This window comes from Pectobacterium cacticida, assembly GCF_036885195.1.
Taxonomy (GTDB): Bacteria; Pseudomonadota; Gammaproteobacteria; order Enterobacterales; family Enterobacteriaceae; genus Pectobacterium; species Pectobacterium cacticida.
The window spans coordinates 1,172,185-1,191,880 of sequence record NZ_CP133656.1; the positions used below are offsets into that span (position 1 = coordinate 1,172,185).

Consider the following 19,696-nt stretch of genomic DNA (forward strand, 5'->3'; position numbering starts at 1 on the left):
TGTGCTGGTTCGGTGCATATTGCCGTGAATTTACCGGCGTAGTCTCATGCTGCTGCAAACATGATTTGTATACATCAAGGATTAGCGATAATCAGAATATAGGTGAAAAAATGATGAATTTACCAAAAGTTACGGTGTTGGGCCTGGGTGCGATGGGGCATGCATTTGCGAATAACTTGCTGAAAAAAGGTTTTACCGTCGCGGCCTGGAACCGTTCTCCGGGACGAGAGGATGATTTAGTGCCCCATGGTCTAACTTTCTATACTCAGCCTCAGCAGGCGGTGGCGGATGCCGATGTCATTATCAGCATACTGAGCGATGCCGAAGCCACACTATCGGTTCTGGCTGAGATAGCACCGGCCAGCAAGCCTCAGGCCATTTATTGCCAGATGGGGACTATTGGCGTACAGGAAACTCTGGACGCTATTGCTTTGCTAAAAAAGATACAGCCGACGATGCAGTTTGTTGATGCACCAGTTTCCGGAACCAAAGCGCCAGCAGAGAACGCGCAAATTTTGGTTCTTGCCAGTGGAGAGAAAGAGAAGTGTGCCGCCGCTGAGCAGGTTTTTGCGGCTATTTCGCGGGGTACACAGTGGTTTGGCGCTGCGGGTAATAGCCAGAAAATGAAGCTGGTGTTGAATGCGTGGCTTATTTCGATGATGCAAGGGGTGGCCGAAAGCGCGCTGTTAGCGAAGCATCTAGGGTTCAGTCCTGAGCAGTTCTGGCGTGCGCTTGAGGGAGGGCCGCTGGCAGCGCCATACGTCAAAGTAAAGTTAGATGCGATCGCGGAACATCAGTTTGCGCCGCAAATGCAGCTCGTTCATGCGTTGAAAGATGCGAAGCTAGCGCTAGCGCTGGCATCCCAAGGGACAATGCCGGTACTGGATAAAATTGCCGATGTTTGGCAAAAGGCCGTAGAGGATGGGTTTGCTGATCAAGACCTGTCATCGGTTTACCAGTGGCTGGAACATCAGTCATCGCACGTTTAATTTCCTCATGTTGCCGTCTTTACAGGGCGGCAATATGTATCAACCATCAGACCGCGTTTTATTCCTTGTTTGGGATAACTAATTTTAAGTTAAGAATCGTATGTAATATACACAATACCACCCAATAAAAAGATTTTTCACAAAACTGTTCACTCTCTTCACCTTTCATTTTTTATCTTAAATTTTAGCGAGTTAAGCGGTTAACAGTGAGTGAACAGGTGACGAGCCACTCATCACCCATGCAGGTAAGATACGACTAGGTCGTGATTGTGATACTCTTTATCGCATATATATGCGGATTAAAGGTGAAAGCACATGCGCTATGAAATGGCGGTACTCGCGGCTCTGGTACAAGAGGATTCTCCTAATACGCACTCTATCGTCAACGCTACAGGTATCTCTGAAAGAAAAGTACAGGACGTGTTAAACACGCTCCAGTCAACGATGGATATCAGCATATCACGCGAGAAAAATGGCAAACGGCAAGCCTTGTCTATCTCGTCATGGGGCGTGTTTGGCGACGGGGAACGATTGATCGAGAAATTGAAAAATACCGATTTGTCGATATTTAGACAGCACCGGAAAATCACGACAAAAGCATCGTCAGACAAAACGCGATCCCCACGTATGGTGACGCTGGAAGAAAAGCGTGATTACTACAATCAGGTGAAACTCAAAAACTATCGGGACAGTATGCGTCTTGAAGGATTTAGCGTTGAGGATACGCCACTTCCCGCAGACAAGCAGGAAAGGGAAGCGCTGAGAAAAAATCTGATAGCCATGTATAAGGCGAGTGGTTATGTCTGATAAATACGGCTCAGGGCAAGATCCTTATACCTACCCCGATAGCGATGTTCTGATCAATAAGCTCGGCATCAACGATGACAGCCAATTCGACGATGCGGAGCGTCAACTATCCGAACTGGCTGTTCTCGATATTGAATTTGAAGAACCGCCTTACGATCTGCATTATTGGTGTGGTCTGCACGGGAAAATATTCGGGGATTTATTCGATTGGGCAGGAGATATACGGCGTATCGATATTTCTAAAGGTCAAACACGTTTCTGCACCGTATCCCGTATTGCAATTGAAGCCAATAAAATTTTTACGCAGCTATCCAATGATGATTTTTTACAAGGTCTTGAACGTCCAGCGCTAATAACTCAGTTAACAGAATATTATTCAGATTTGAATGTAATTCACCCTTTTCGGGAAGGCAATGGACGTTCTCAGCGTTTATTGTTCGAGCATATGATTATCAATTGTGGCTATGGTGTCTCTTTTGAAAATATCGGCGTTCAGGAATGGTTAGCGGCTAACGTGGCCGGATACCATGGCAATATTCGACCATTAGCCGATATTTTTGAGAAAAGTATTCTCTGACGTCCCAATAAAAAGATTTTGCACAAAACTGCTCACTCTCTTCACTACGGGTTTTTATTTTTACTAATCAATGTATTAATGGGTAATAAGTTGGTGAACAGGCGATGAGTCACTCGTCACTTATGCAGCATGATTGGGGAATCTTCTATAGTGAGATAGCAATGAGCGTAAATGATAAACCAGAGAATATGAATGTTGAGGTTGAGATCAACGCTCTCTTTGTTACTGCTGCCGTCATTGCCGAATTGAAAAACAATGACCTGCAATAAAGCGCTGCGAGCACTATTAGATAGAAAATCACTGTGTAAGTAGCGGTCGCGGCATGATCGCCATAACCGCTCTTTAAGATTATGCAATAAGAGAGGGTCGGACTCAGGAACGCAATGCCTTTTCCATTTCCCGGCGCAGAATATTATTTAACCGTGTCTGATAGCCCGGACCTTCACTTTCAAGCCAGTGCAGTACATCTGCGTCAATACGTACCGTTTTCTGTACTTTTACCGACTTGTAGAATTTACCACGTACCGCGTTGTTCCAAACCGCGTCAGACAGTTCTGGCGCGTCGCTGTAATCGATATCTTTATCCGCCATGTTGCTAAGGCGATCAATTTGTTGTTTACGATTTACCATCTTCGTACCTCGCTCTCTTTGGCGTTGGCTTTACGAGCAGGAATAATCCTTATTGAGCCGAATCTGTCGGTATGAACTGTTGTCCTCCCCGGCCAGCATGGTGGCGTTTTCGAGCAGAATACTTTTTCCGCTGCCGCCGGGGCCGGTGACTTCAAGGAACAGTTGCCAGTCGTAGCAGTTCGCCAGCACCATAAACAGCACGGCTAAAATGCGCTCCTGTTTATCCGCGTGGTTCCCGGCGGCACGGGTCAGCCAGCACCAGAAGTGTGGCGCGTTGTCGGCAAGGTTTTCCCCGGCCTTTTATCTACATGCGCCAACTGCATTTCAATCCATGCAGAGTCATAGCCTTGTTCATGCAGGATAGTCGACATGGTATGTCTGAAACCATGCCCCGTTAACCGTCCCTGATAACCGATATGCTTTATCATGCGGTTGATGCTTCCCTCGCTCATGGGCTTGTTGGGATCGTTCCGACCGGGAAAAACGTATCTATAATTTCCGCTGATGATTTGTAACTGGCTTAGCAAAGATAGCGCTTGTGTAGACAAGGGAACAAGATGAGAACGCCGCTTTTTCATTCTTTCCGCTGGGATTTCCCAGATTGCGTGTTCGAGATCAAATTCTGACCACTCGGCCGCACGGAGTTCTATGGTTCTCACACCGGTCAGCATCAGCAATTTGGCCGCGATTTGTACCAGCACGCTACCGGTATAGGAACAACACCTAAATCCTATTCATTTGATTAATAATATAAATTACCTGTTCCATCTTTGATGATACCCCCAAAGATACCCCCAATGGATTTTGTGTCCTGCTTGTGCGAGTGTTTTTTAACCAACTTAATGCTTCATCCTGAACGCTTCTGCCATCATCCCGATCTTATGCATATGGTTATTGTTGCGTGCCATTTTATGTGCTTCGGGTTTAAGGATGATAATCAGCAGGTAGGCATCGGGATCCATCGCACCTTGGCAGTATACCAAATGCGCCTGATCGCTGGTTCGTTTGAACTGTCGTAAAAACTTCGGGAAAGGGGCATCCGCATCGGCAAGATGAATGTGGGCCACTTGTTCTTCTTTTACCAAGGGATAGGTGCGGTCATCATCATAGGGTGCATCACGACCAAAGGTATCTGGCAACACGCCATCCTTTTTGTAGGAAAGAAAATCCGCCGCCAAATCATCAAGCTCTTGTTGGCTCAATTGCTTACGGATCAGTGCTGACTTGAAAATCCTGATACTCATTCCGTGAACTCGGTCAGATCCTTGTCGGAGGCGTTTTGCAGCAGTTTCTGCCCGCTATCCGCAATATCGCTTAAACGTTCAGCAGATGGCCTGAACCGCGCAGCGGTATGAACCCTGCCTTGCTTCTCTTCCAACAGATCGATCAGCTCTTCAAACACCTTAGCACTGACCATGTAGCCAGCGGGACGGTTGTTGGAGAGAACGGCAACCGGTTCATCAATAAAATATTTCGCCGGGTTCTTTCTTAACTCGGTGATGTTGATAGATTTTTCTGCGAGGATGCGTTCCATAGATCACCTAAAAGCGTGTTTTATTACATACATTATAATGCACATCAAAGTGCGCATCAATTTTTGTGGTTATAAAATACACAAAGTTAGCGTCAGATAAGCTACAAGAGAGAAACTACTTTCGCGCTGCCTACATCCCTTTTGAGAAACACCGCCTGATGCCGCAATACGGACGGATAAGGATGCCTTGACCCTGCCCTTTCACTCATTGATATTAGAGTTTTATATCAGTGGTTAATCTATTAAAAAGGAAATTATTCATGTCGTCCAGCAATAGCACTTCCCCCATTTCTCTATTAAGCTTTGTTGATGGTTTATGGGATTCAGCCAAAGTAGCCAAAATTATTTACTTTACATTATGCTTTGATGTCCTCTATTTCTGGCTAAAAGGGAATGGCCTATTCGGCATAAAATTGGGGAAAGAATTTGATTTATCATTAGCTGATCTGGCAGGAATGGTTATTGCTTTAGGGATCTTTTCATCAATTATACTAAAGATAATATCTTTGTTTTTTTTACTTGTATTAATAAATATAAAATATAGCAAGCCTTTTCAAAAAAAAGAAAAAACAAATTATCAAAAAAGTTACACTGAAGTATTTACTGGTGAATTACGGGAAGATGCATTGGGCGTCGGAGATGATTTATCATTCAAGATCTATACGGAAGAAAAAAGGAAAAGGAATGATATTGAAAAAGAGCAAAGAAATGCTGAAATAATTTCTTTTGGTGTTTTCTTGGTTTTTTTCAGCGAATGGTATTTATCTGCATCAGATGGTTCCAGTAAAATGTTTATTGACTGGCTTTGGGAACAACTAAAATATAGGGATCCTACTACAACTCATTCTCTTGTTGGATTAATCATTTCACTGATACTACTTGCCTATGCTGTGATGGTATGCTGGCCCAAAGATGTTGACCGCATGGTGTATTACCCTAAGCTTGCCAGAAAGCTTAGGAAAGAAGAAGATGAAAAAGAGAAGAGTTTTAATACATGGTAAATTTTTAGTTTGAACAACATCCAACTGTTGGATGTAGCTCTGAGACAATGTAGTTCTGAAAGGTTGGAGACTTACCCGCTATGGATTTTCTTGTATCGCGTTTAGCAATTGACTAGCAGCAATCCTAGCCTTACATTGCAGCCAATCAGGTTCCAGCCTTCACAAAAAACAACCTAAACACCCGTTTCGCCCCTGAAAGGTACGGCAATACCAGACAAGGGCTAACCTCAACGTTATACGGAGTAACGCTATGGCTGTCTGTCAGTTTACCTATTCCCTTCCTGAAAATCTGCATCTGGCTGCTTTTTTTGCCACAACTCAGCATCCAGCAACGGAGGCTTATCATGTTCGATAACACACCGCTAGAACTGGAAGAAATCATCGATCAGTGTCGGGCATTAATTTATGCCGTTGTTGAACTGGATGAACCCAAAGCAAAAGAGATTTTGATCTTCGTTCTTTGGGAACGGCTTGATCTGTTATTTCGTACTTTTCATATTCAGGCATAAAAGGAAATAGAATAAATCATGAAGGCCATGACTGGCCTTTATTAAATGATCACCATCTAACCATTGAAGTAGGTAAATATGTTATCGCTTCAACTTTTTCATTAATATCATAATCTATCTGCATACTCACCGGAATGCTATAGTTTTTTAAATAGTAAAGATCTGTATAGCCAATATCTTTTTTTAGTCTCTTCCTTGGCGGCAGAGATTTAAAAGGTTCGCCAAACTGCTCCTGAACCCAACTTCTTGACATCGTGTTTTTTAGTGGATTAGGTAGTTTATTTGGAAAATAATAACCTATTTTTTTATTTGACATTATCAAAGTAATTTCATTCAGAACCCGATCATTTCTATTAAAAGAGAGATATATACCTTCTTTTGCCATATCCAAACTGATACTAGAGCTGCCAGAAAAACCTGTCGGCTTGGTTTTGTAAGGGAGCAAACCCGAATCAAATATTTCCTGATAAGTTTTCCCCAAACTATTGATTAATGCTTCTACATTTACAGACATTAATACAACCCCTGTTCTTCATTGAGTTTATGCATTTTTTCTCTTGCCGATTCTAACTGATCCTCTGTCACACCATACTCTTTCAAAGTAGGTTTTATAGCATCAAAGTTGCGATCTACTGCACCGCGTAAATCATGAGAATCTCGTTCAATATCTTGCGGTCTATTACGCCAACCATAAGTTTCACTAATTTTTTGATGAACTTCGGCGGGAATGATAATCGCCGCGACATCTTTAGCCATCTGCTCTAACTCATACTCTTTAGCATCAGGATATAACCGCTTCAAAAATTCTACTACGGCTGCAGCCGATGGCATATGGTCTGCATGGTATTTCCCCTGCCGTGAACGTCCCTTAAAATTACTGTATAAATCAACATCAAGCAAGTTAACCGGAGGCTTACTCAGATAAACATAAATCGGTGGAAACGCATTCTCAGGGAACACCAGAATGTAATCCCGAAAATCCTTCTCTTTCGGTATTGGTGTCGCAAGAATGCTGACATCATCCATCTCTGGAATTTCAAATCCCGGCACTGCTGACGGAATAACAGGCTGTTCACCGTGTGCCGTATCTGTGGGTAATTCTACCCCCGGATTATCCGGTGTCCATAAAATAGTCGGTCCGGTTGCCCCCTCTTCCCAGAACTCGTAACGGTTATTGGGGAAATCATGTTTCAGTAATCTAACACGCACCTGATCGCGACCGCTTTCCATACTGGTGTGGTAGCCAACCGCCTTCAGCCTGCCTGTTTCCTCATCTTCCACCCACTGATAACGCACACGACTTGGAACCGTTCCCTGTTTTTTCGCGACTTCAAGCAATTTCTCCGGTGTCAACAGATCGTCTTTTTCACCTTTCAGATGTTGCTGAATCAATGCGCCCATCAGCAAGAAACTTTGCGCCATCTGCAACTGGCCTTGCCAGATTGATGGACCAGAAAGGCGTTTCATCTGATGTGTCAGTGCTTTTGCGGCATCCTGATTGGCCTGAGCCACAGCGCCACCCGCAGCAGCGGTCGCACCCGCCTGTGCTGCCGTACCTGCCATGACCACCTGTGGAGGTGGCGGCAACATGGCGGCGTCCGCTTTACCCACTAGCAAACCGAATATTGTCTGATACCACGGCTCCATCGGAGGTATCTGAGGCTTACCCATCGCACTGGGCGAGGTCTGAGGTAACGGTTCGTTTTTTCCGGCAAATGACTTAGGAGGGGAAACAGCAGAAGACGTGTTTTTCTTTTTCGCTGCCTGCGCGTACTGTTTTACTTCACCTTGTTTATCAGCCGGGACCTCCGACTCACCAACAGGCTCAGCAACATAAAAACTCATCTCCCCGATGTTGCCCTGTGGCTCTTCTTCTTTACCCGCATCGGTACAACCCGCGCCACGTAAGCAGGATTTGGCAAAAACAGGCTCGACCGTCAGCATCGGCGTTAGTGCCAATATCGGAGAACGATTTAATACCGCCTGTTTCGCGCATTCATGAACAGGAGAACGATGGGGTGTATCACCAATAATCACGTTGCCGCTGCCGGAAATGATGACACCGCCACAGCTAATGCCGTCACCAATACGCGCAGCAGGCTTGCCGTTAATAATGACGGTCGATGAACCTTCGGCTATTTTTCGGGAATGAACACCATGTGGGGCATTGGGACAGAGACAACCGTGAAGCAGAACCGTATCGCCTTGTCGGGCGGCAGGCTGACCATTAATGATAACGTCTGGACTGCCTTCGGTTATCGGAGTTTCAGGGAAACAGTCATGACCGCTTCCGATATCGTTAAGACGAGCCGCACCCGGCATGGTCATTCTCCTTTGACGGTAAATTATTCCATTGATAACGGAATTCTGAGTGATATTGATAGGGGATTCAATCCTGAATGCTCTATCAAATGCAGAAACAGCATTGATGAATGAGATTTTTATTTAGGCCAAGAGATTACCTTTTATTAAGTCATAATCCTGTCAAAAAATCTTTACCCACCTTACGCTAACAGAAAGGATAAAACACTGGTGCTACGGCGATAAAATCCAGAAATTTTCATAATCACCTGAATAACAGACATATCAGGACTTAAATATCCCGACTAAAAAATAGTCTTTGGTAAAAGACAATATTTATCCACATTTAACTTTTGTAGTCTCTCCCCATATTTCGAAAGGATGGTATTCATGGCTTGCCTCACTATCCTTATTATTATTCGTAACATAATAGCTAACTTTGTTCAGTTGACTAGCGGTAACCCATCCAGTGTAGTAACGAGAATTTGTATGATTACTTACAGTCCAAGATTCACGGATATATGCATAATATGCATAATATGCAAAAATCTGCAATCCTTCTGGGCATGACTGACCATTGTATTCCTGTAAACCTCCGGCCATAGATTTCCATTCTCCGCTTACACAAGACAATACCTTCTCGGCACTATCTTTACTTATTGCTCCCGGATCAATACACCCCTCACCCGGAATTGATATTGATATTGGTTGTAAATATTGACCCGAAACCGTTCCTGCTGCTGAAATATTACCTGATGCGACAATATTACCCTCGGTATCTCTGCCATACTGTGAGCGGACATGTAAATCTCCCCAAACTTCTTGGCGACCCAAAACACGCAGGCGAAGCTCATTGTTTTTTTCTCCACCCATACGGTATATCGTCAGGGGTTTGTCAGATCCAACACGCAACTCATAATCATCCGCGTCATATCCGCCCAAATAAAATAGATCACCATTACCATTACGTCCAATAAAGTCTTTTCCCGAAACAATATTTTCTGTTGACACGATATTGCCAAAATTAACCTGATTGCCATTCACTTCAAGCGTGTAATTGCCATAAAAGGCCGCAGGTCCTGTTTTTTCTTTTTTATATCGGCTTTGAGATAAGCCCACACCAAGGTAGTCATTTATCATTCCTTGTTTCCCGGTTATCGAGTTTGATGCAATCACATTGGACGCCGACACCGTTCCTGATGCGGTCATATCTTTAACATGGTTAATATCATTACCGCCCATATTCAGATCCCCTGTCATAGGAAGCGTCCCATCACGACGCAGGTAAACTGAATACATTGAGGAATCATAGCCTACTCGGTAGGCCAACAACCCCGTCGCATTTATCCCGGCATAGTTACTTTGATTCTCAGTCCATTGTCCCCCCGTACCTGATGCCACCGTTGCGGATTGCGTCATACCGCTGTCAATACCTGCCGCTTGCATAGCACGGCCTAACAAGTCATAGCGAATACGATTTCCTTCTAACCACGGCTTTGTTGTGATAACAAGCCCGTTAATAACGTAGTTAGGTGCAGTGCCAGCGCGTTTTAACAGAATCTTATAAGAGGATTTTTGCATGTTGACGCCAGTATACCCCGCAGGCAATAGCCCCTCATTGACTAACGTCTGATAGGTAATTTCACAGCCATTAGCCGAACAGGTTCTTGGTCCCGGATCGCTGGTCTGGCTGCTGCTTGAAGTTAATGTTGAAAGCTTGTCATAGCGAATGCTGACATAACGATTTACGGCTTCTCCCATTTGTTTCATCTGTGAACCTACAGTATTCGCCATTACTTTCTCTTGATCGCTTTTCATGTCCTGAAATTTCATAAATGCCATTGCTGTGCCGATACCTAACACTAATGTGATTTCCAATAGGGAAAACCCTTTTTTATGTTTAATCATTTCCACCGTCCTTTTTTATTTACATATATTTTAATTAGCAAAAATAAAAGAGTGGTCAAGATATCTATAATGGATTAATTGATAAAAGGGCACCAGCCCTTTTATTTATAATGATGTAAAGGTAAGTGTATTGCTGTTTCCACCCGACTGACAAGCTGATGCCACTGTCGCCATATTCATATCGCTATTGGCTTTTCTGATATTTCCTGTGGACAATGCAGCGCTACCTGTGCCAATGGCTACGCTATAAAAGTTAGCGCCAACGCCGGAAACAATCTTGGTGCATTCCGATGCAGGAACCCCAATATACGTAATGGTAAAAGCGGAATTAGCCACACCGGAAGGACTGTCGGTTGACGTACCCAATAAAACATTTCCTTTGAAGGCATTCACAGGCTTACCACTGACTAACATATTATCAGGGAAAATCTTTGCCTGAACCGCGACGGTTTCATTTAATCCTGAATAGCTGGACACCGCAGTATAAAGGGATTTCACTCCAGCCTGAATCGTTGCAATGTTATTACTTTCTGCTGTTGCCCTTTGTGAGGACTGCACCTTTGGATAAACAATAAATGCCGCTACCACTAACGCGGCGATAATACCAAGCACTAAGAGCAGTTCGAGTAACGAAAACCCTTTTTTACTTTTTCTTTTTTTCAACAAGATCATTTTTATCTCCTTTGTCATTCAAATGATAAAAAAGAGATAATCAATTAATTATGTTTGAACAAGAGTAAAGAACAGATACTTGTCGTTTTACCGATGAACGGTTGATTTGCTATCCATGTAATAAAAACCGCCTTTGAGGGTAGAGTAATTATCTATGTAACGCGCGGATTTTTCTTTGGTTTCTGCTTTTTCATTATTTCCTCTACATCCATACTGATATATACTAAATTTTGATATACCTATCGACGACTCTTTATCACCATCAGGATAATACGCTATGAATGAAACACTGAAATTATTAAACAATATTCGTACTCTGCGTGCTCAGGCACGAGAAACCGATCTGGCAACACTGGAAGAAATGCTGGAAAAACTCACCGTTATTGTTGAAGATCGTCGGGAAGAAGAAGCCAAAACCCAACAAGAACAGGCTGAACGTCTGGCAAAAATTGAAGCCCTTCGTGCTCAGCTACTGGAAGACGGTATCGATCCGGCTGAATTGCTTGGTTCTGTTTCTGCCACCAAGTCAGCGAAATCTAAACGTGCTCCTCGTCCCGCTAAATATAAATACGTTGATGAAAACGGCAATGAAAAGTTATGGACAGGTCAGGGCCGTACACCAAAAGCTATCGCCGCTGCGCTTGAAGGCGGTAAGACCTTGGAAGATTTCGAGATCAAATAACTCGGAATGCGGTGCTGGAAAAATAACATGGCGAATGAGCGATAAAGTGTATTAGATCATGAGCCAGCTAATACACTTAGGTGCAGGCTATTTATAATGGAACCGGCATTGAACAACATCCAGTTGCTGAGCCTCGCCTTTTCCCGACACACGGTAGACAAAACGATGTTCACCGGATATCCGTCGCGACCAAAAGCCTGAGATGTCACCTTTAAGGGGTTCTGGTTTCCCTAATCCTTTGAAGGGCGACCGTTTGGTATCCTTAATCAGATCGTTGATTTTTGTGACCATACCGGGATCATTTTCCTGCCAGTATAAATAGTCCTGCCAAGCATTCTCTGTCCATAGCAGTTTCATATCAGAGAGTCGGATCCCTCTCTACCACTTTCCCGTCACCAAGCTGCTTAATGCTCTCACGTAGCCGATCCGTGTTTGCCGGAGTTGAAAGCAAGTGCAGCGTTTCCAAAATGGATTCGTATTCACCTTCAGCCAGCATGACCATTGCTTCTGACCCTTGGCGTGTAACCAGCAACGGCGCTCTTGATGAGATAACTTCATCAAAATGGGCGGCAATGTTCTGGCGGAATTCGGTCAAACGAACGTGTGCCATAGTAAACTCTCCTCCAGATAATAAATGTACGCATTTATGTACAGATTAATTGGCGTAGCTGGAAAAGTCAAGGTAGGACAGGGATATCGACATAAAAGTAAAAATCAGGTCAATACAAATCATGAACTTCATCATCTCATTCCCACCAAGTGGGTTTTCAGGCATACTGATATTGCACAAATGCATTTTCACGAAATTATCCTTACCAGTGAGCTTTATACGACGAAAGGAGCAGCAGAGAATGGCATTGCTTCTGTTCAGGTAAATAGCCCCTTAGATGAAAGGTATGAAAAGAAAGACGCCTCCAATGGAAAATTCTATTTCAATTTAAAAGCAGCCAATCATCAGATCATTGGGACAAGTCAAATGTATGCCACCACGCAATCGCGTGAAACGGGCATTGCATCTGTCAAAAACAACGGAAGCACCAAGACAGTGAAAGATAATACCTGATCGTATTATCTCTGAGCCAAATCTAAAAAACCGGGTTTGGCTCTACGGCAAATAATTCACTTCAATAATAATTAGCACTATGACCGAATACATATATCGAGTTGACAGAGATATCCGTATTAGAAAGATTCAGGATGGCATCTTCCGAGCAAGAAGATGGAAAAACAGAAGTGGGGAAGACTATCCGCATAGGCTTCTCAAATCTCTTTACGCTGATCTACCTTCAACCGAAGGGCTTTATTTAATATGCTTTTATACCAGTCAACAACTTGCTGAAAAATCATTAATAAATGATTTCTTACCACGTGGGGAAAGTCATATATCTCGTTGTCATAAAGAATCTGTGTCAACATATGGCTTTACAGAAAGCTGGGATGACGGTTTTATCGTAGGAGAAGCGTATCTGTTTTGGTGCCAAGAAATACTGACCCAAAGTAACTCTGAATTCTCATCCGCAGGTATTCCTGTGACTCACTTTGAGGTTTTAGTTCAAGAGAAATGGATACCATTGGTAGACTATATGGGTAAGATGTCCTCAACGATCAATCAAATGATAACACCTTCAGCAGGTATCAAAAATAATCTACCAACTTTCAAAAAGAAAGCATGGTGGAAATTCTGGTCATGAAAAATCAGAAGCATTTATTTTAATAAATCGAGAAGTAATAAATTTGTGTACTGAAAGTTCATTTCCGATGAGACTGTAATTTAGATTGTGTATCTGCCTGTTTTTGATATGTTCACTCCAACAACAGAGACAGGCTAATTATGGACGAAAAGAAACTCAAAGCACTCGCTGCTGAACTGGCTAAAGGCCTTAAAACCGAAGCTGACCTGAATGCGTTTTCTCGTATGCTGACAAAGCTTACCGTCGAAACAGCACTCAATGCTGAGTTAACCGAGCACCTCGGGCACGAGAAAAATGCCCCAAAATCAGGCTCGAATACCCGCAACGGCTATTCATCTAAAACCCTGCTGTGCGATGACGGCGAGCTTGAAATCAACACGCCACGTGACCGTGAAAGCACCTTTGAACCGCAGTTAATAAAGAAAAATCAGACTCGCATCACGCAGATGGACAGCCAGATTTTATCCCTCTATGCCAAGGGCATGACCACGCGGGAAATTGTCGCCACGTTCAAAGAAATGTACGATGCCGATGTCTCTCCCACGCTGATATCTAAAGTGACCGACGCCGTTAAAGAGCAGGTTACTGCATGGCAAAACCGTCCGTTAGACTCACTGTATCCCATTGTTTATCTTGACTGTATTGTGGTGAAAGTTCGTGATGGCGGCAGTGTCATCAATAAAGCGGTGTTCCTTGCGCTGGGCATCAACACCGACGGTCAGAAAGAACTGCTGGGCATGTGGCTGGCGGAAAATGAAGGGGCGAAGTTCTGGTTGAACGTGCTGACAGAGCTTAAGAACCGGGGGCTTAAGGACATTCTCATTGCCTGCGTGGACGGTCTGAAGGGCTTCCCGGAGGCCATCAACAGCGTCTATCCGCAGACCCATATTCAGTTATGCATTATCCATATGGTACGCAATAGTCTGAAATACGTCTCATGGAAGGATTACAAAGCAGTCACCAGCGGGTTGAAAGCCGTGTATCAGGCACCGACAGAGGAAGCGGCGCTGATGGCGCTGGACAAATTCTCCGGCATCTGGGATGAGAAATACCCGCAAATCAGTAAGAGTTGGCGCACGCACTGGGAAAATCTCAATACATTCTTTGGCTACCCGCCCGATATCCGTAAGGCCATCTACACGACGAATGCCATCGAATCGTTGAACAGCGTCATCCGTCAGGCGATAAAGAAACGCAAAGTGTTCCCAACGGACGATTCGGTGCGGAAAGTGATTTATCTGGCGATCGAGTCGGCCTCGAAAAAATGGAGCATGCCGATACAGAACTGGCGGCTGGCGATGAGCCGTTTTATTATCGAGTTCGGTGACCGCCTGAGCGATCACCTTTAATACGGTGGCAGTTACACAGAATTATTTACAGGGTCCACTATAAAAATATTATTTTAGCTTTGAAATTAACCTTCCCCATAAAGATTGTTTTTTACTACTCGGTGATGAGTTTGCCCATGTTGGATTTATAAGATCACTTTGAAGTAAATATTTATGATCATCCTCATCAACGATTACAGCATTTAGCTTATCAGCTATCTGCAACATCTTACAATAAAGAGCTTCATCAGGATGCTTAGTTGAAATCCTTCCGTCATTCCAATCAAGCCAAGGTTCATCGTGTTCACTCTGACCGCTCCATATAGCAAAAAAGTCACCATTCTTGTTATCTATTGATAGTTCTTTATCATCATTAACAAGCTGGAGCCATTCTTCACTGCTTATTGGATCACTTGCGCTATCAAACCAATTCTCTGTTCTTACTATGTGAAGTTCCCAGCACATAATGACCTCCATTTCTTAATGAAGATACATTATTATGACTGGCTATTACCAGTCAATGAGATCCTCTGGTAAAATCCTGTCGCGTATCATTTGCTCACGTATTTTTTGCATTCTCTTCATCCTTAGCTTACGCACCTTATTTTCACCAATCTCCTGATAATACTCCTCACGCCGCTCTTCTACCACTTTTCGGAACTTCTTCAAAAGCTGATTCAGTGTTTTGATATCAGTAGTAGCGGCTTCAACTTGAATTTTTTTATACATAAACATAACGTGGAACTCATCAATCATCAGTTTTCTCCTATTGTCATAAGTGTTTTTATCTGCCCCTTACGAGGCAAATATATCATCAATGGAAACTACAAAGATTTATGAACAAATAAATACGAATGCCTCACCAGCAGATTAGCGATTACCTTAAGATCAACTTCGTCAATATTTCCATTATTTCCTTCTTTCTGTGTTAAACTCTCAAAGTTATTTTTAATATGCATTATCACGCACATGATAGTTGCACTCATAAAATCATGATCACTAATATACTCTCTTATATCCCCATCGTGATCATTTTGTAAACTGATCCAACTTACCTCAAACGATCTTTTAGCAAGATCAAGGAACAGTTTTGTAGATTTGTTTTTAACTTTATTATTTTTAGACATAATTAACCCTCACTTTTATATGATTATTTAATATTTAGTTTATTTTCAGCCCCAATAAGGGGCCAAATAGATTTACATATAGGCTAACACTAATGCTTTGGTATGCAGCGTCATTACCTCCATTCTCACCCCTTCGAAATCGATAAGATAGCACTTATTTTTGGCTACACCCTTTTTAGCTCGTTCGATTACTTGGTCATAGACTGTTTCCATATGATGATTATCAGTAAGTAAATTAAATGCCTCTTTGGGCCCTTTTTTGACTATATCCCAATAGATACGGTAATACTCTTTCATCGCTGATAGTAGAAACATCTCAGTAGCAATCCTATCAAAACCATTATTTTTCTTATTCATATATTTTTCCTTTTCTTTGTTTATAGTGTAAAACACCCTGCATTATTAATGCATAAAATATTTTAGTTTTTATTTTATAATATTGTAAAAAACACAGTGTTTAACGTTTTACATAAAACCTCCTCATCATATTAATAGTGTATTGTTCATTAATCAGCATGTTTACGTGATAACTGAATAATCTTTTCAATCCATTCATCGATTTCACTTTCAACAAAAGCTCTGGCTCTTATTCTAATCTTTATCGGTTCTGGGAATACGCCCCTGCTAATAAGTCGATAAATCCATGCTTTGCTATATCCTGTTTTATTCATCACTTCCGGCAGGCGAATAAGTCTTCTTGTTGTCATATATTTCTCCGTTGTTGTTTTGATGAATGTAGTATCTGCAGATCGCTTATGACGTTCAACCCTCGGAAAATCAGAATTGAACTTGAATTGAGTGTTTTTCATACAAAAATAGATGAGATGGCGAGAGAGCTGTCACTGGGCGGGGTGTAGAGTGATTTAGCAAAAAGTGCTACTTATTTTCTTGTTTTAAAAAATCTTTAAATATTATTTATAATCAATATGTTATATATATGCAGTTTAAATTCTGACCTAATTCTTATCTGCTTTAGCCATGAAAAAGGGCTATGCCCGTTAAGACATAGCCCTTCTTTCATCAGCAGTTATCCTTACCCACGCCGATTAAACGCTCCCTGCACCACATTGCTTCCGTTCTCAAGACTTACCATGTAGTCGGCATACCATTGCAGCATCTCACGTCTGCCATCGAGATATTGCGCATGGTTGTAGGTGCCACGGATAGCATTCTTATCAACATGCGCCAGTTGGGTTTCAATCCATGCGGTGTTGTAGCCCTGTTCATGAAGAACGGTGCTCATGGTATGGCGGAAGCCGTGACCCGTAACCCGCCCTGTATAGCCAATTCGCTTGAATACCTGATTGATACTGGCTTCGCTCATGGTCTTGCTTGGATCATTGCGTCCCGGAAACAGTAAAGGAAATTGCCCCGTCATCGCTCTGATTTGTTCGATAATAGCTAGCGCTTGGGTAGAGAGCGGGATGATGTGAGGACGGCGCATTTTCATGCGTTCAGCAGAAATTTCCCACAGCGCTTTCTTGGTATCGATTTCTGACCATAACGCACCGCGCAATTCACCTGTTCTCAGGCCAGTAATGATCAGCAATCTCGCTGCCAGCACCATCAATTCACTGCCAGAGTAGCCAGCAAGGGCTTTAAAGAAAGCAGGAAGCTCTTCAGTGGTCAGGAACGGGTAATGTGTAGACTCATGCCCTTGCATGGCACTGGTGAGATCTGGCGCGGGATTATACTCGGCTCTGCCTGTCACGATGGCGTAGCGAAACACTTCGCCGCAGCGTTGGCGCACTTTTTTGGCTTTCTCGGTAGCTCCCCTGTCTTCCATCTTTTTCAGCACGTTTAGCAGTTCCAACGGCTTGATGTCTGCAACAGGACGTTGACCAATGAACGGGAAGACGTCTTTGTTAAAAGCTTCAAGAATGTCAGAGGCATACCCCGCAGACCATTTCTTCACTTTCATGTTATGCCATTCAAGCGCAATTTCTTGAAAGCTGTTTTTGACCTGCGCTTCACGCTCAACTTTTTGTTCTTTTTTCACTTCTAAAGGATCGATACCCCCAGCGATACCCTTTCTAGCTTCATCACGTTTTGCTCTGGCATCAGCTAAGGACACATCGGGATATACCCCCAGCGCCAATAACTTTTCCTTTCCATCGATACGATACTTCAAACGCCAGTAGCGTGACCCGTTGGTTTTAACCAATAAGTAGAGGCCACCACCATCAGCCATCTTGTAGGGTTTCTCTTTGGGCTTGGCAGTCTCGACCTGTCTGGCATTGAGCTTCATCTGGGGGTATCTCCTTTAGACCGAACAGCGAATACCCCCATTGATACCCCCAACTCACCGTAGATTTCTGTGAACGTGAGTAGACGAGCAGAGACAACAATGGCCGTGAAACCGCGTATTATAAGGGTTTAAAGGGTATTTAAGTAGACTTAAGGAGACGTTAAAATAGGTAGGATGGTGCCGATAATAGGAGTCGAACCTACGACCTTCGCATTACGAATGCGCTGCTCTACCAACTGAGCTATATCGGCTTCGAGACTCGCCAGCGAACACTGACGGTGGACTACGGGGTGACAAAGTAGTGAAATCATCGTAGCAAGTCAATAGCTTTGCCGTCCGTTTGCTGGTTTTGTAAACGACCTGAGGAATAACAGGATTCTCTCATTATTTTCACTGCTAATAACGGAGAATCCTATAACTTTCAGGCTTAAGGGGCAGTTAGGCGCGGATTAAATCTTCGCCATAACCAATCCATTTATAGGTGGTTAAGGCCTCCAGCCCCATCGGGCCACGCGCGTGCAGTTTCTGCGTACTCACCGCCACTTCTGCGCCCAAACCAAACTGTCCGCCATCGGTGAAGCGGGTGCTGGCATTGACGTATACGGCCGAGGAATCCACCTCGCGCACAAAGCGTTCCGCATTGCTGATGGAGCGCGTCAAAATAGCATCAGAGTGCTGCGTGCCGTGTTCACGGATATGGGCAATGGCGTCATCCATATCGTCCACCAGCGCCACGTTGAGGTCGTTAGAAAGCCATTCGTCATCGTAGTCCTTGGCTTCCACCGCAACCACCTTGGCAGGCCCGCTTTTCAGCGCGCTCAAGGCTTCCGGGCTGGCGTGAAGCGTCACCCCTGCGTGTGCCATTTTCTCGCTCAGTGCAGGCAGGAACCGCGCGGCAATGGCGCGATGAACCAGCAGCGTTTCCAGACTATTGCACGCGCTTGGGCGCTGCACCTTGGCGCTTTCAATCACGGTCAGCGCTTTGGCGAAATCAATGCTCTCATCGGCAAAGATATGGCACACGCCAATCCCCCCCGTGATTACCGGAATGGTGGATTGTTCGCGACACAGCTTATGTAGCCCAGCCCCACCGCGCGGGATCAGCATATCCACGTAGCGATCCAGTTTTAATAGTTGGGTGACCATTTCTCTGTCCGGGCTTTCAATCGCCTGAACCGCCGCAGTGGGCAGCCCACTCTGTGCCAGTGCGCGTTGAATCACACTCACCGTGGCCGCATTGGTGCGATAAGTCTCTTTGCCGCCGCGCAAAATCACTGCGTTGCCGGTTTTCAGACACAGGCTGGCGACATCCACCGTCACATTCGGACGCGCTTCATAAATAACGCCTACCACCCCCAACGGCACGCGACGGCGTTCCAGTTTCAAACCATTATCCAGCAGACGGCCATCAATCACTTCTCCTACCGGGTCATTCAGGCGACATACCTGGCGCACGTCGCTGGCGATCGCATCTAGTCTCTCCGGCGTTAAGAGCAGGCGGTCTTGCAATGCGGCGCTCATGCCATTTTGGCGCGCTTCAGCGACATCCTGTGCATTGGCCGCTAGAATCGTCTCACTTTCGGCATTGAGTAAATCCGCAATCATCAGCAACGCACGATCTTTTTGAGCAGTGCTTAGGGTGGCTAGTTGATATGAAGCCGCTTTTGCCGCTTTCCCCATTTCTTTAAGCAT

At 44.1% G+C, this 19,696-nt stretch carries 23 protein-coding genes, 1 tRNA gene and 4 pseudogenes; 9 read left to right on the forward strand and 19 right to left on the reverse strand.

Features of this window, described 5'->3' with window-relative positions:
• The first annotated feature begins 110 nt into the window (after nt 1-110).
• The 3 genes from RFN81_RS05480 to RFN81_RS05490 all read left to right on the forward strand — a co-directional run bounded on the left by RFN81_RS05480 (nt 111) and on the right by RFN81_RS05490 (nt 2,373).
• Nucleotides 111-989, forward strand: a complete 879-nt coding sequence (locus tag RFN81_RS05480; protein WP_264498135.1) for an NAD(P)-dependent oxidoreductase — start codon at nt 111-113, stop codon at nt 987-989.
• A 315-nt stretch (nt 990-1,304) separates the two neighbouring features.
• Entirely contained in the window at nt 1,305-1,796 is a 492-nt protein-coding gene (locus RFN81_RS05485; RefSeq protein WP_264498136.1) for a YhfG family protein, read from the forward strand.
• Nucleotides 1,789-2,373 carry a putative adenosine monophosphate-protein transferase Fic gene (locus RFN81_RS05490; RefSeq protein ID WP_264498137.1) on the forward strand — a complete coding sequence of 195 codons (585 nt, stop codon included), beginning with the start codon at nt 1,789-1,791 and terminating at the stop codon, nt 2,371-2,373. The genes RFN81_RS05485 and RFN81_RS05490 overlap by 8 nt, the downstream gene beginning before the upstream one ends.
• 372 nt (nt 2,374-2,745) lie before the next feature.
• On the opposite strand, the gene RFN81_RS05495 is transcribed toward RFN81_RS05490, so the two are convergent.
• The 5 genes and pseudogenes from RFN81_RS05495 to yafN all read right to left on the reverse strand — a co-directional run bounded on the left by RFN81_RS05495 (nt 2,746) and on the right by yafN (nt 4,537).
• Nucleotides 2,746-3,003 carry a BrnA antitoxin family protein gene (locus RFN81_RS05495; protein WP_039351569.1) on the reverse strand — a complete coding sequence of 86 codons (258 nt, stop codon included), beginning with the start codon at nt 3,001-3,003 and terminating at the stop codon, nt 2,746-2,748.
• Nucleotides 3,004-3,075: 72 nt separating this feature from the next.
• A pseudogene (locus tag RFN81_RS05500) lies at nt 3,076-3,303 on the reverse strand (hypothetical protein); the annotation flags it as partial.
• Nucleotides 3,303-3,719 (reverse strand): annotated as a pseudogene (locus RFN81_RS05505) (tyrosine-type recombinase/integrase); the annotation flags it as partial. The pseudogenes RFN81_RS05505 and RFN81_RS05500, both read right to left, overlap by 1 nt.
• A gap of 123 nt (nt 3,720-3,842) precedes the next feature.
• Entirely contained in the window at nt 3,843-4,247 is a 405-nt protein-coding gene (locus RFN81_RS05510; protein ID WP_039325243.1) for a type II toxin-antitoxin system YafO family toxin, read from the reverse strand.
• The gene (gene yafN, locus RFN81_RS05515; protein WP_027711146.1) at nt 4,244-4,537 is read right to left on the reverse strand and encodes a type I toxin-antitoxin system antitoxin YafN; all 294 of its coding nucleotides are present in this window, start codon (nt 4,535-4,537) and stop codon (nt 4,244-4,246) included. Before yafN ends, RFN81_RS05510 begins: the two co-directional genes overlap by 4 nt.
• A 260-nt stretch (nt 4,538-4,797) precedes the next feature.
• On the opposite strand from yafN, the gene RFN81_RS05520 reads away from it, so the two are divergent.
• Nucleotides 4,798-5,538 (forward strand): hypothetical protein, encoded by a 741-nt coding sequence (locus RFN81_RS05520; protein WP_264498139.1) that lies wholly within the window; start codon nt 4,798-4,800, stop codon nt 5,536-5,538.
• A 344-nt stretch (nt 5,539-5,882) separates the two neighbouring features.
• A complete protein-coding gene (locus tag RFN81_RS05525) occupies nt 5,883-6,047 on the forward strand; it encodes a hypothetical protein (RefSeq protein WP_264498140.1) in 165 nt (54 codons plus the stop codon).
• A gap of 49 nt (nt 6,048-6,096) precedes the next feature.
• Here the strand turns inward: RFN81_RS05525 and RFN81_RS05530 are convergent, their stop codons facing one another.
• From RFN81_RS05530 to RFN81_RS05545, 4 genes and pseudogenes are all read right to left on the reverse strand, one after another.
• Nucleotides 6,097-6,561, reverse strand: coding sequence for a DUF6392 family protein (locus RFN81_RS05530; protein ID WP_264498141.1), 465 nt, complete (start codon nt 6,559-6,561; stop codon nt 6,097-6,099).
• Nucleotides 6,562-6,959: 398 nt separating this feature from the next.
• A pseudogene (locus RFN81_RS05535) lies at nt 6,960-8,369 on the reverse strand (S-type pyocin domain-containing protein); the annotation flags it as partial.
• A gap of 315 nt (nt 8,370-8,684) precedes the next feature.
• A complete protein-coding gene (locus RFN81_RS05540; protein ID WP_264498143.1) occupies nt 8,685-10,256 on the reverse strand; it encodes a shufflon system plasmid conjugative transfer pilus tip adhesin PilV in 1,572 nt (523 codons plus the stop codon).
• A gap of 105 nt (nt 10,257-10,361) precedes the next feature.
• Nucleotides 10,362-10,928, reverse strand: coding sequence for a type 4 pilus major pilin (locus tag RFN81_RS05545; protein ID WP_264498144.1), 567 nt, complete (start codon nt 10,926-10,928; stop codon nt 10,362-10,364).
• 277 nt (nt 10,929-11,205) lie between these two features.
• On the opposite strand from RFN81_RS05545, the gene RFN81_RS05550 reads away from it, so the two are divergent.
• Nucleotides 11,206-11,610 carry an H-NS family nucleoid-associated regulatory protein gene (locus tag RFN81_RS05550; RefSeq protein WP_264498145.1) on the forward strand — a complete coding sequence of 135 codons (405 nt, stop codon included), beginning with the start codon at nt 11,206-11,208 and terminating at the stop codon, nt 11,608-11,610.
• A gap of 87 nt (nt 11,611-11,697) precedes the next feature.
• Here RFN81_RS05550 and RFN81_RS05555 read toward each other — a convergent pair whose 3' ends face one another.
• Together RFN81_RS05555 and RFN81_RS05560 are read right to left on the reverse strand one after the other, a co-directional pair.
• Entirely contained in the window at nt 11,698-11,967 is a 270-nt protein-coding gene (locus RFN81_RS05555) for a Txe/YoeB family addiction module toxin (RefSeq protein WP_264498146.1), read from the reverse strand.
• A 1-nt stretch (nt 11,968) separates the two neighbouring features.
• Nucleotides 11,969-12,220 (reverse strand): type II toxin-antitoxin system Phd/YefM family antitoxin, encoded by a 252-nt coding sequence (locus RFN81_RS05560; protein WP_264498147.1) that lies wholly within the window; start codon nt 12,218-12,220, stop codon nt 11,969-11,971.
• Nucleotides 12,221-12,412: 192 nt separating this feature from the next.
• On the opposite strand from RFN81_RS05560, the pseudogene RFN81_RS05565 reads away from it, so the two are divergent.
• From RFN81_RS05565 to RFN81_RS05575, 3 genes and pseudogenes are all read left to right on the forward strand, one after another.
• A pseudogene (locus tag RFN81_RS05565) lies at nt 12,413-12,673 on the forward strand (YegP family protein); the annotation flags it as partial.
• Nucleotides 12,674-12,752: 79 nt separating this feature from the next.
• Complete coding sequence (locus RFN81_RS05570; RefSeq protein WP_264498148.1) at nt 12,753-13,301, forward strand: hypothetical protein; 549 nt, start codon at nt 12,753-12,755, stop codon at nt 13,299-13,301.
• A gap of 140 nt (nt 13,302-13,441) precedes the next feature.
• Nucleotides 13,442-14,650, forward strand: a complete 1,209-nt coding sequence (locus RFN81_RS05575) for an IS256 family transposase (protein ID WP_264495962.1) — start codon at nt 13,442-13,444, stop codon at nt 14,648-14,650.
• A 48-nt stretch (nt 14,651-14,698) separates the two neighbouring features.
• On the opposite strand, the gene RFN81_RS05580 is transcribed toward RFN81_RS05575, so the two are convergent.
• From RFN81_RS05580 to proA, 8 genes are all read right to left on the reverse strand, one after another.
• Complete coding sequence (locus RFN81_RS05580) at nt 14,699-15,094, reverse strand: hypothetical protein (RefSeq protein ID WP_264498149.1); 396 nt, start codon at nt 15,092-15,094, stop codon at nt 14,699-14,701.
• A gap of 45 nt (nt 15,095-15,139) precedes the next feature.
• The gene (locus RFN81_RS05585) at nt 15,140-15,385 is read right to left on the reverse strand and encodes a DNA-binding protein (protein WP_264498150.1); all 246 of its coding nucleotides are present in this window, start codon (nt 15,383-15,385) and stop codon (nt 15,140-15,142) included.
• Between the two features lie 68 nt (nt 15,386-15,453).
• Nucleotides 15,454-15,756 (reverse strand): hypothetical protein, encoded by a 303-nt coding sequence (locus RFN81_RS05590; RefSeq protein ID WP_039325217.1) that lies wholly within the window; start codon nt 15,754-15,756, stop codon nt 15,454-15,456.
• 72 nt (nt 15,757-15,828) lie between these two features.
• Complete coding sequence (locus RFN81_RS05595; RefSeq protein ID WP_264498151.1) at nt 15,829-16,113, reverse strand: hypothetical protein; 285 nt, start codon at nt 16,111-16,113, stop codon at nt 15,829-15,831.
• A gap of 149 nt (nt 16,114-16,262) precedes the next feature.
• Nucleotides 16,263-16,463, reverse strand: coding sequence for a helix-turn-helix transcriptional regulator (locus RFN81_RS05600; RefSeq protein ID WP_264498152.1), 201 nt, complete (start codon nt 16,461-16,463; stop codon nt 16,263-16,265).
• A gap of 326 nt (nt 16,464-16,789) precedes the next feature.
• Nucleotides 16,790-18,004, reverse strand: a complete 1,215-nt coding sequence (locus tag RFN81_RS05605) for a tyrosine-type recombinase/integrase (RefSeq protein WP_264498153.1) — start codon at nt 18,002-18,004, stop codon at nt 16,790-16,792.
• A 175-nt stretch (nt 18,005-18,179) separates the two neighbouring features.
• A tRNA-Thr gene (locus RFN81_RS05610) sits at nt 18,180-18,255 on the reverse strand.
• Between the two features lie 187 nt (nt 18,256-18,442).
• On the reverse strand, nt 18,443-19,696 hold the full coding sequence (gene proA, locus RFN81_RS05615; protein ID WP_264498154.1) for a glutamate-5-semialdehyde dehydrogenase: 1,254 nt from the start codon (nt 19,694-19,696) through the stop codon (nt 18,443-18,445).

Coding starts and splice junctions, on each gene's coding strand:
- RFN81_RS05485 (WP_264498136.1), top strand. CDS start 1,305: ATGCGCTATGAAATGGCGGTACTCGCGGCTCTGGTACAAGAGGATTCT.
- RFN81_RS05575 (WP_264495962.1), top strand. CDS start 13,442: ATGGACGAAAAGAAACTCAAAGCACTCGCTGCTGAACTGGCTAAAGGC.
- RFN81_RS05510 (WP_039325243.1), bottom strand. CDS start 4,247: ATGAGTATCAGGATTTTCAAGTCAGCACTGATCCGTAAGCAATTGAGC.
- RFN81_RS05545 (WP_264498144.1), bottom strand. CDS start 10,928: ATGATCTTGTTGAAAAAAAGAAAAAGTAAAAAAGGGTTTTCGTTACTC.
- proA (WP_264498154.1), bottom strand. CDS start 19,696: ATGCTTAAAGAAATGGGGAAAGCGGCAAAAGCGGCTTCATATCAACTA.
- RFN81_RS05600 (WP_264498152.1), bottom strand. CDS start 16,463: ATGACAACAAGAAGACTTATTCGCCTGCCGGAAGTGATGAATAAAACA.
- RFN81_RS05525 (WP_264498140.1), top strand. CDS start 5,883: ATGTTCGATAACACACCGCTAGAACTGGAAGAAATCATCGATCAGTGT.
- RFN81_RS05540 (WP_264498143.1), bottom strand. CDS start 10,256: ATGATTAAACATAAAAAAGGGTTTTCCCTATTGGAAATCACATTAGTG.
- RFN81_RS05490 (WP_264498137.1), top strand. CDS start 1,789: ATGTCTGATAAATACGGCTCAGGGCAAGATCCTTATACCTACCCCGAT.
- RFN81_RS05605 (WP_264498153.1), bottom strand. CDS start 18,004: ATGAAGCTCAATGCCAGACAGGTCGAGACTGCCAAGCCCAAAGAGAAA.
- RFN81_RS05495 (WP_039351569.1), bottom strand. CDS start 3,003: ATGGTAAATCGTAAACAACAAATTGATCGCCTTAGCAACATGGCGGAT.
- RFN81_RS05595 (WP_264498151.1), bottom strand. CDS start 16,113: ATGAATAAGAAAAATAATGGTTTTGATAGGATTGCTACTGAGATGTTT.
- RFN81_RS05560 (WP_264498147.1), bottom strand. CDS start 12,220: ATGGCACACGTTCGTTTGACCGAATTCCGCCAGAACATTGCCGCCCAT.
- RFN81_RS05480 (WP_264498135.1), top strand. CDS start 111: ATGATGAATTTACCAAAAGTTACGGTGTTGGGCCTGGGTGCGATGGGG.
- RFN81_RS05590 (WP_039325217.1), bottom strand. CDS start 15,756: ATGTCTAAAAATAATAAAGTTAAAAACAAATCTACAAAACTGTTCCTT.
- RFN81_RS05580 (WP_264498149.1), bottom strand. CDS start 15,094: ATGTGCTGGGAACTTCACATAGTAAGAACAGAGAATTGGTTTGATAGC.
- RFN81_RS05555 (WP_264498146.1), bottom strand. CDS start 11,967: ATGAAACTGCTATGGACAGAGAATGCTTGGCAGGACTATTTATACTGG.
- RFN81_RS05520 (WP_264498139.1), top strand. CDS start 4,798: ATGTCGTCCAGCAATAGCACTTCCCCCATTTCTCTATTAAGCTTTGTT.
- RFN81_RS05550 (WP_264498145.1), top strand. CDS start 11,206: ATGAATGAAACACTGAAATTATTAAACAATATTCGTACTCTGCGTGCT.
- RFN81_RS05570 (WP_264498148.1), top strand. CDS start 12,753: ATGACCGAATACATATATCGAGTTGACAGAGATATCCGTATTAGAAAG.
- RFN81_RS05585 (WP_264498150.1), bottom strand. CDS start 15,385: ATGATTGATGAGTTCCACGTTATGTTTATGTATAAAAAAATTCAAGTT.
- RFN81_RS05530 (WP_264498141.1), bottom strand. CDS start 6,561: ATGTCTGTAAATGTAGAAGCATTAATCAATAGTTTGGGGAAAACTTAT.
- yafN (WP_027711146.1), bottom strand. CDS start 4,537: ATGGAACGCATCCTCGCAGAAAAATCTATCAACATCACCGAGTTAAGA.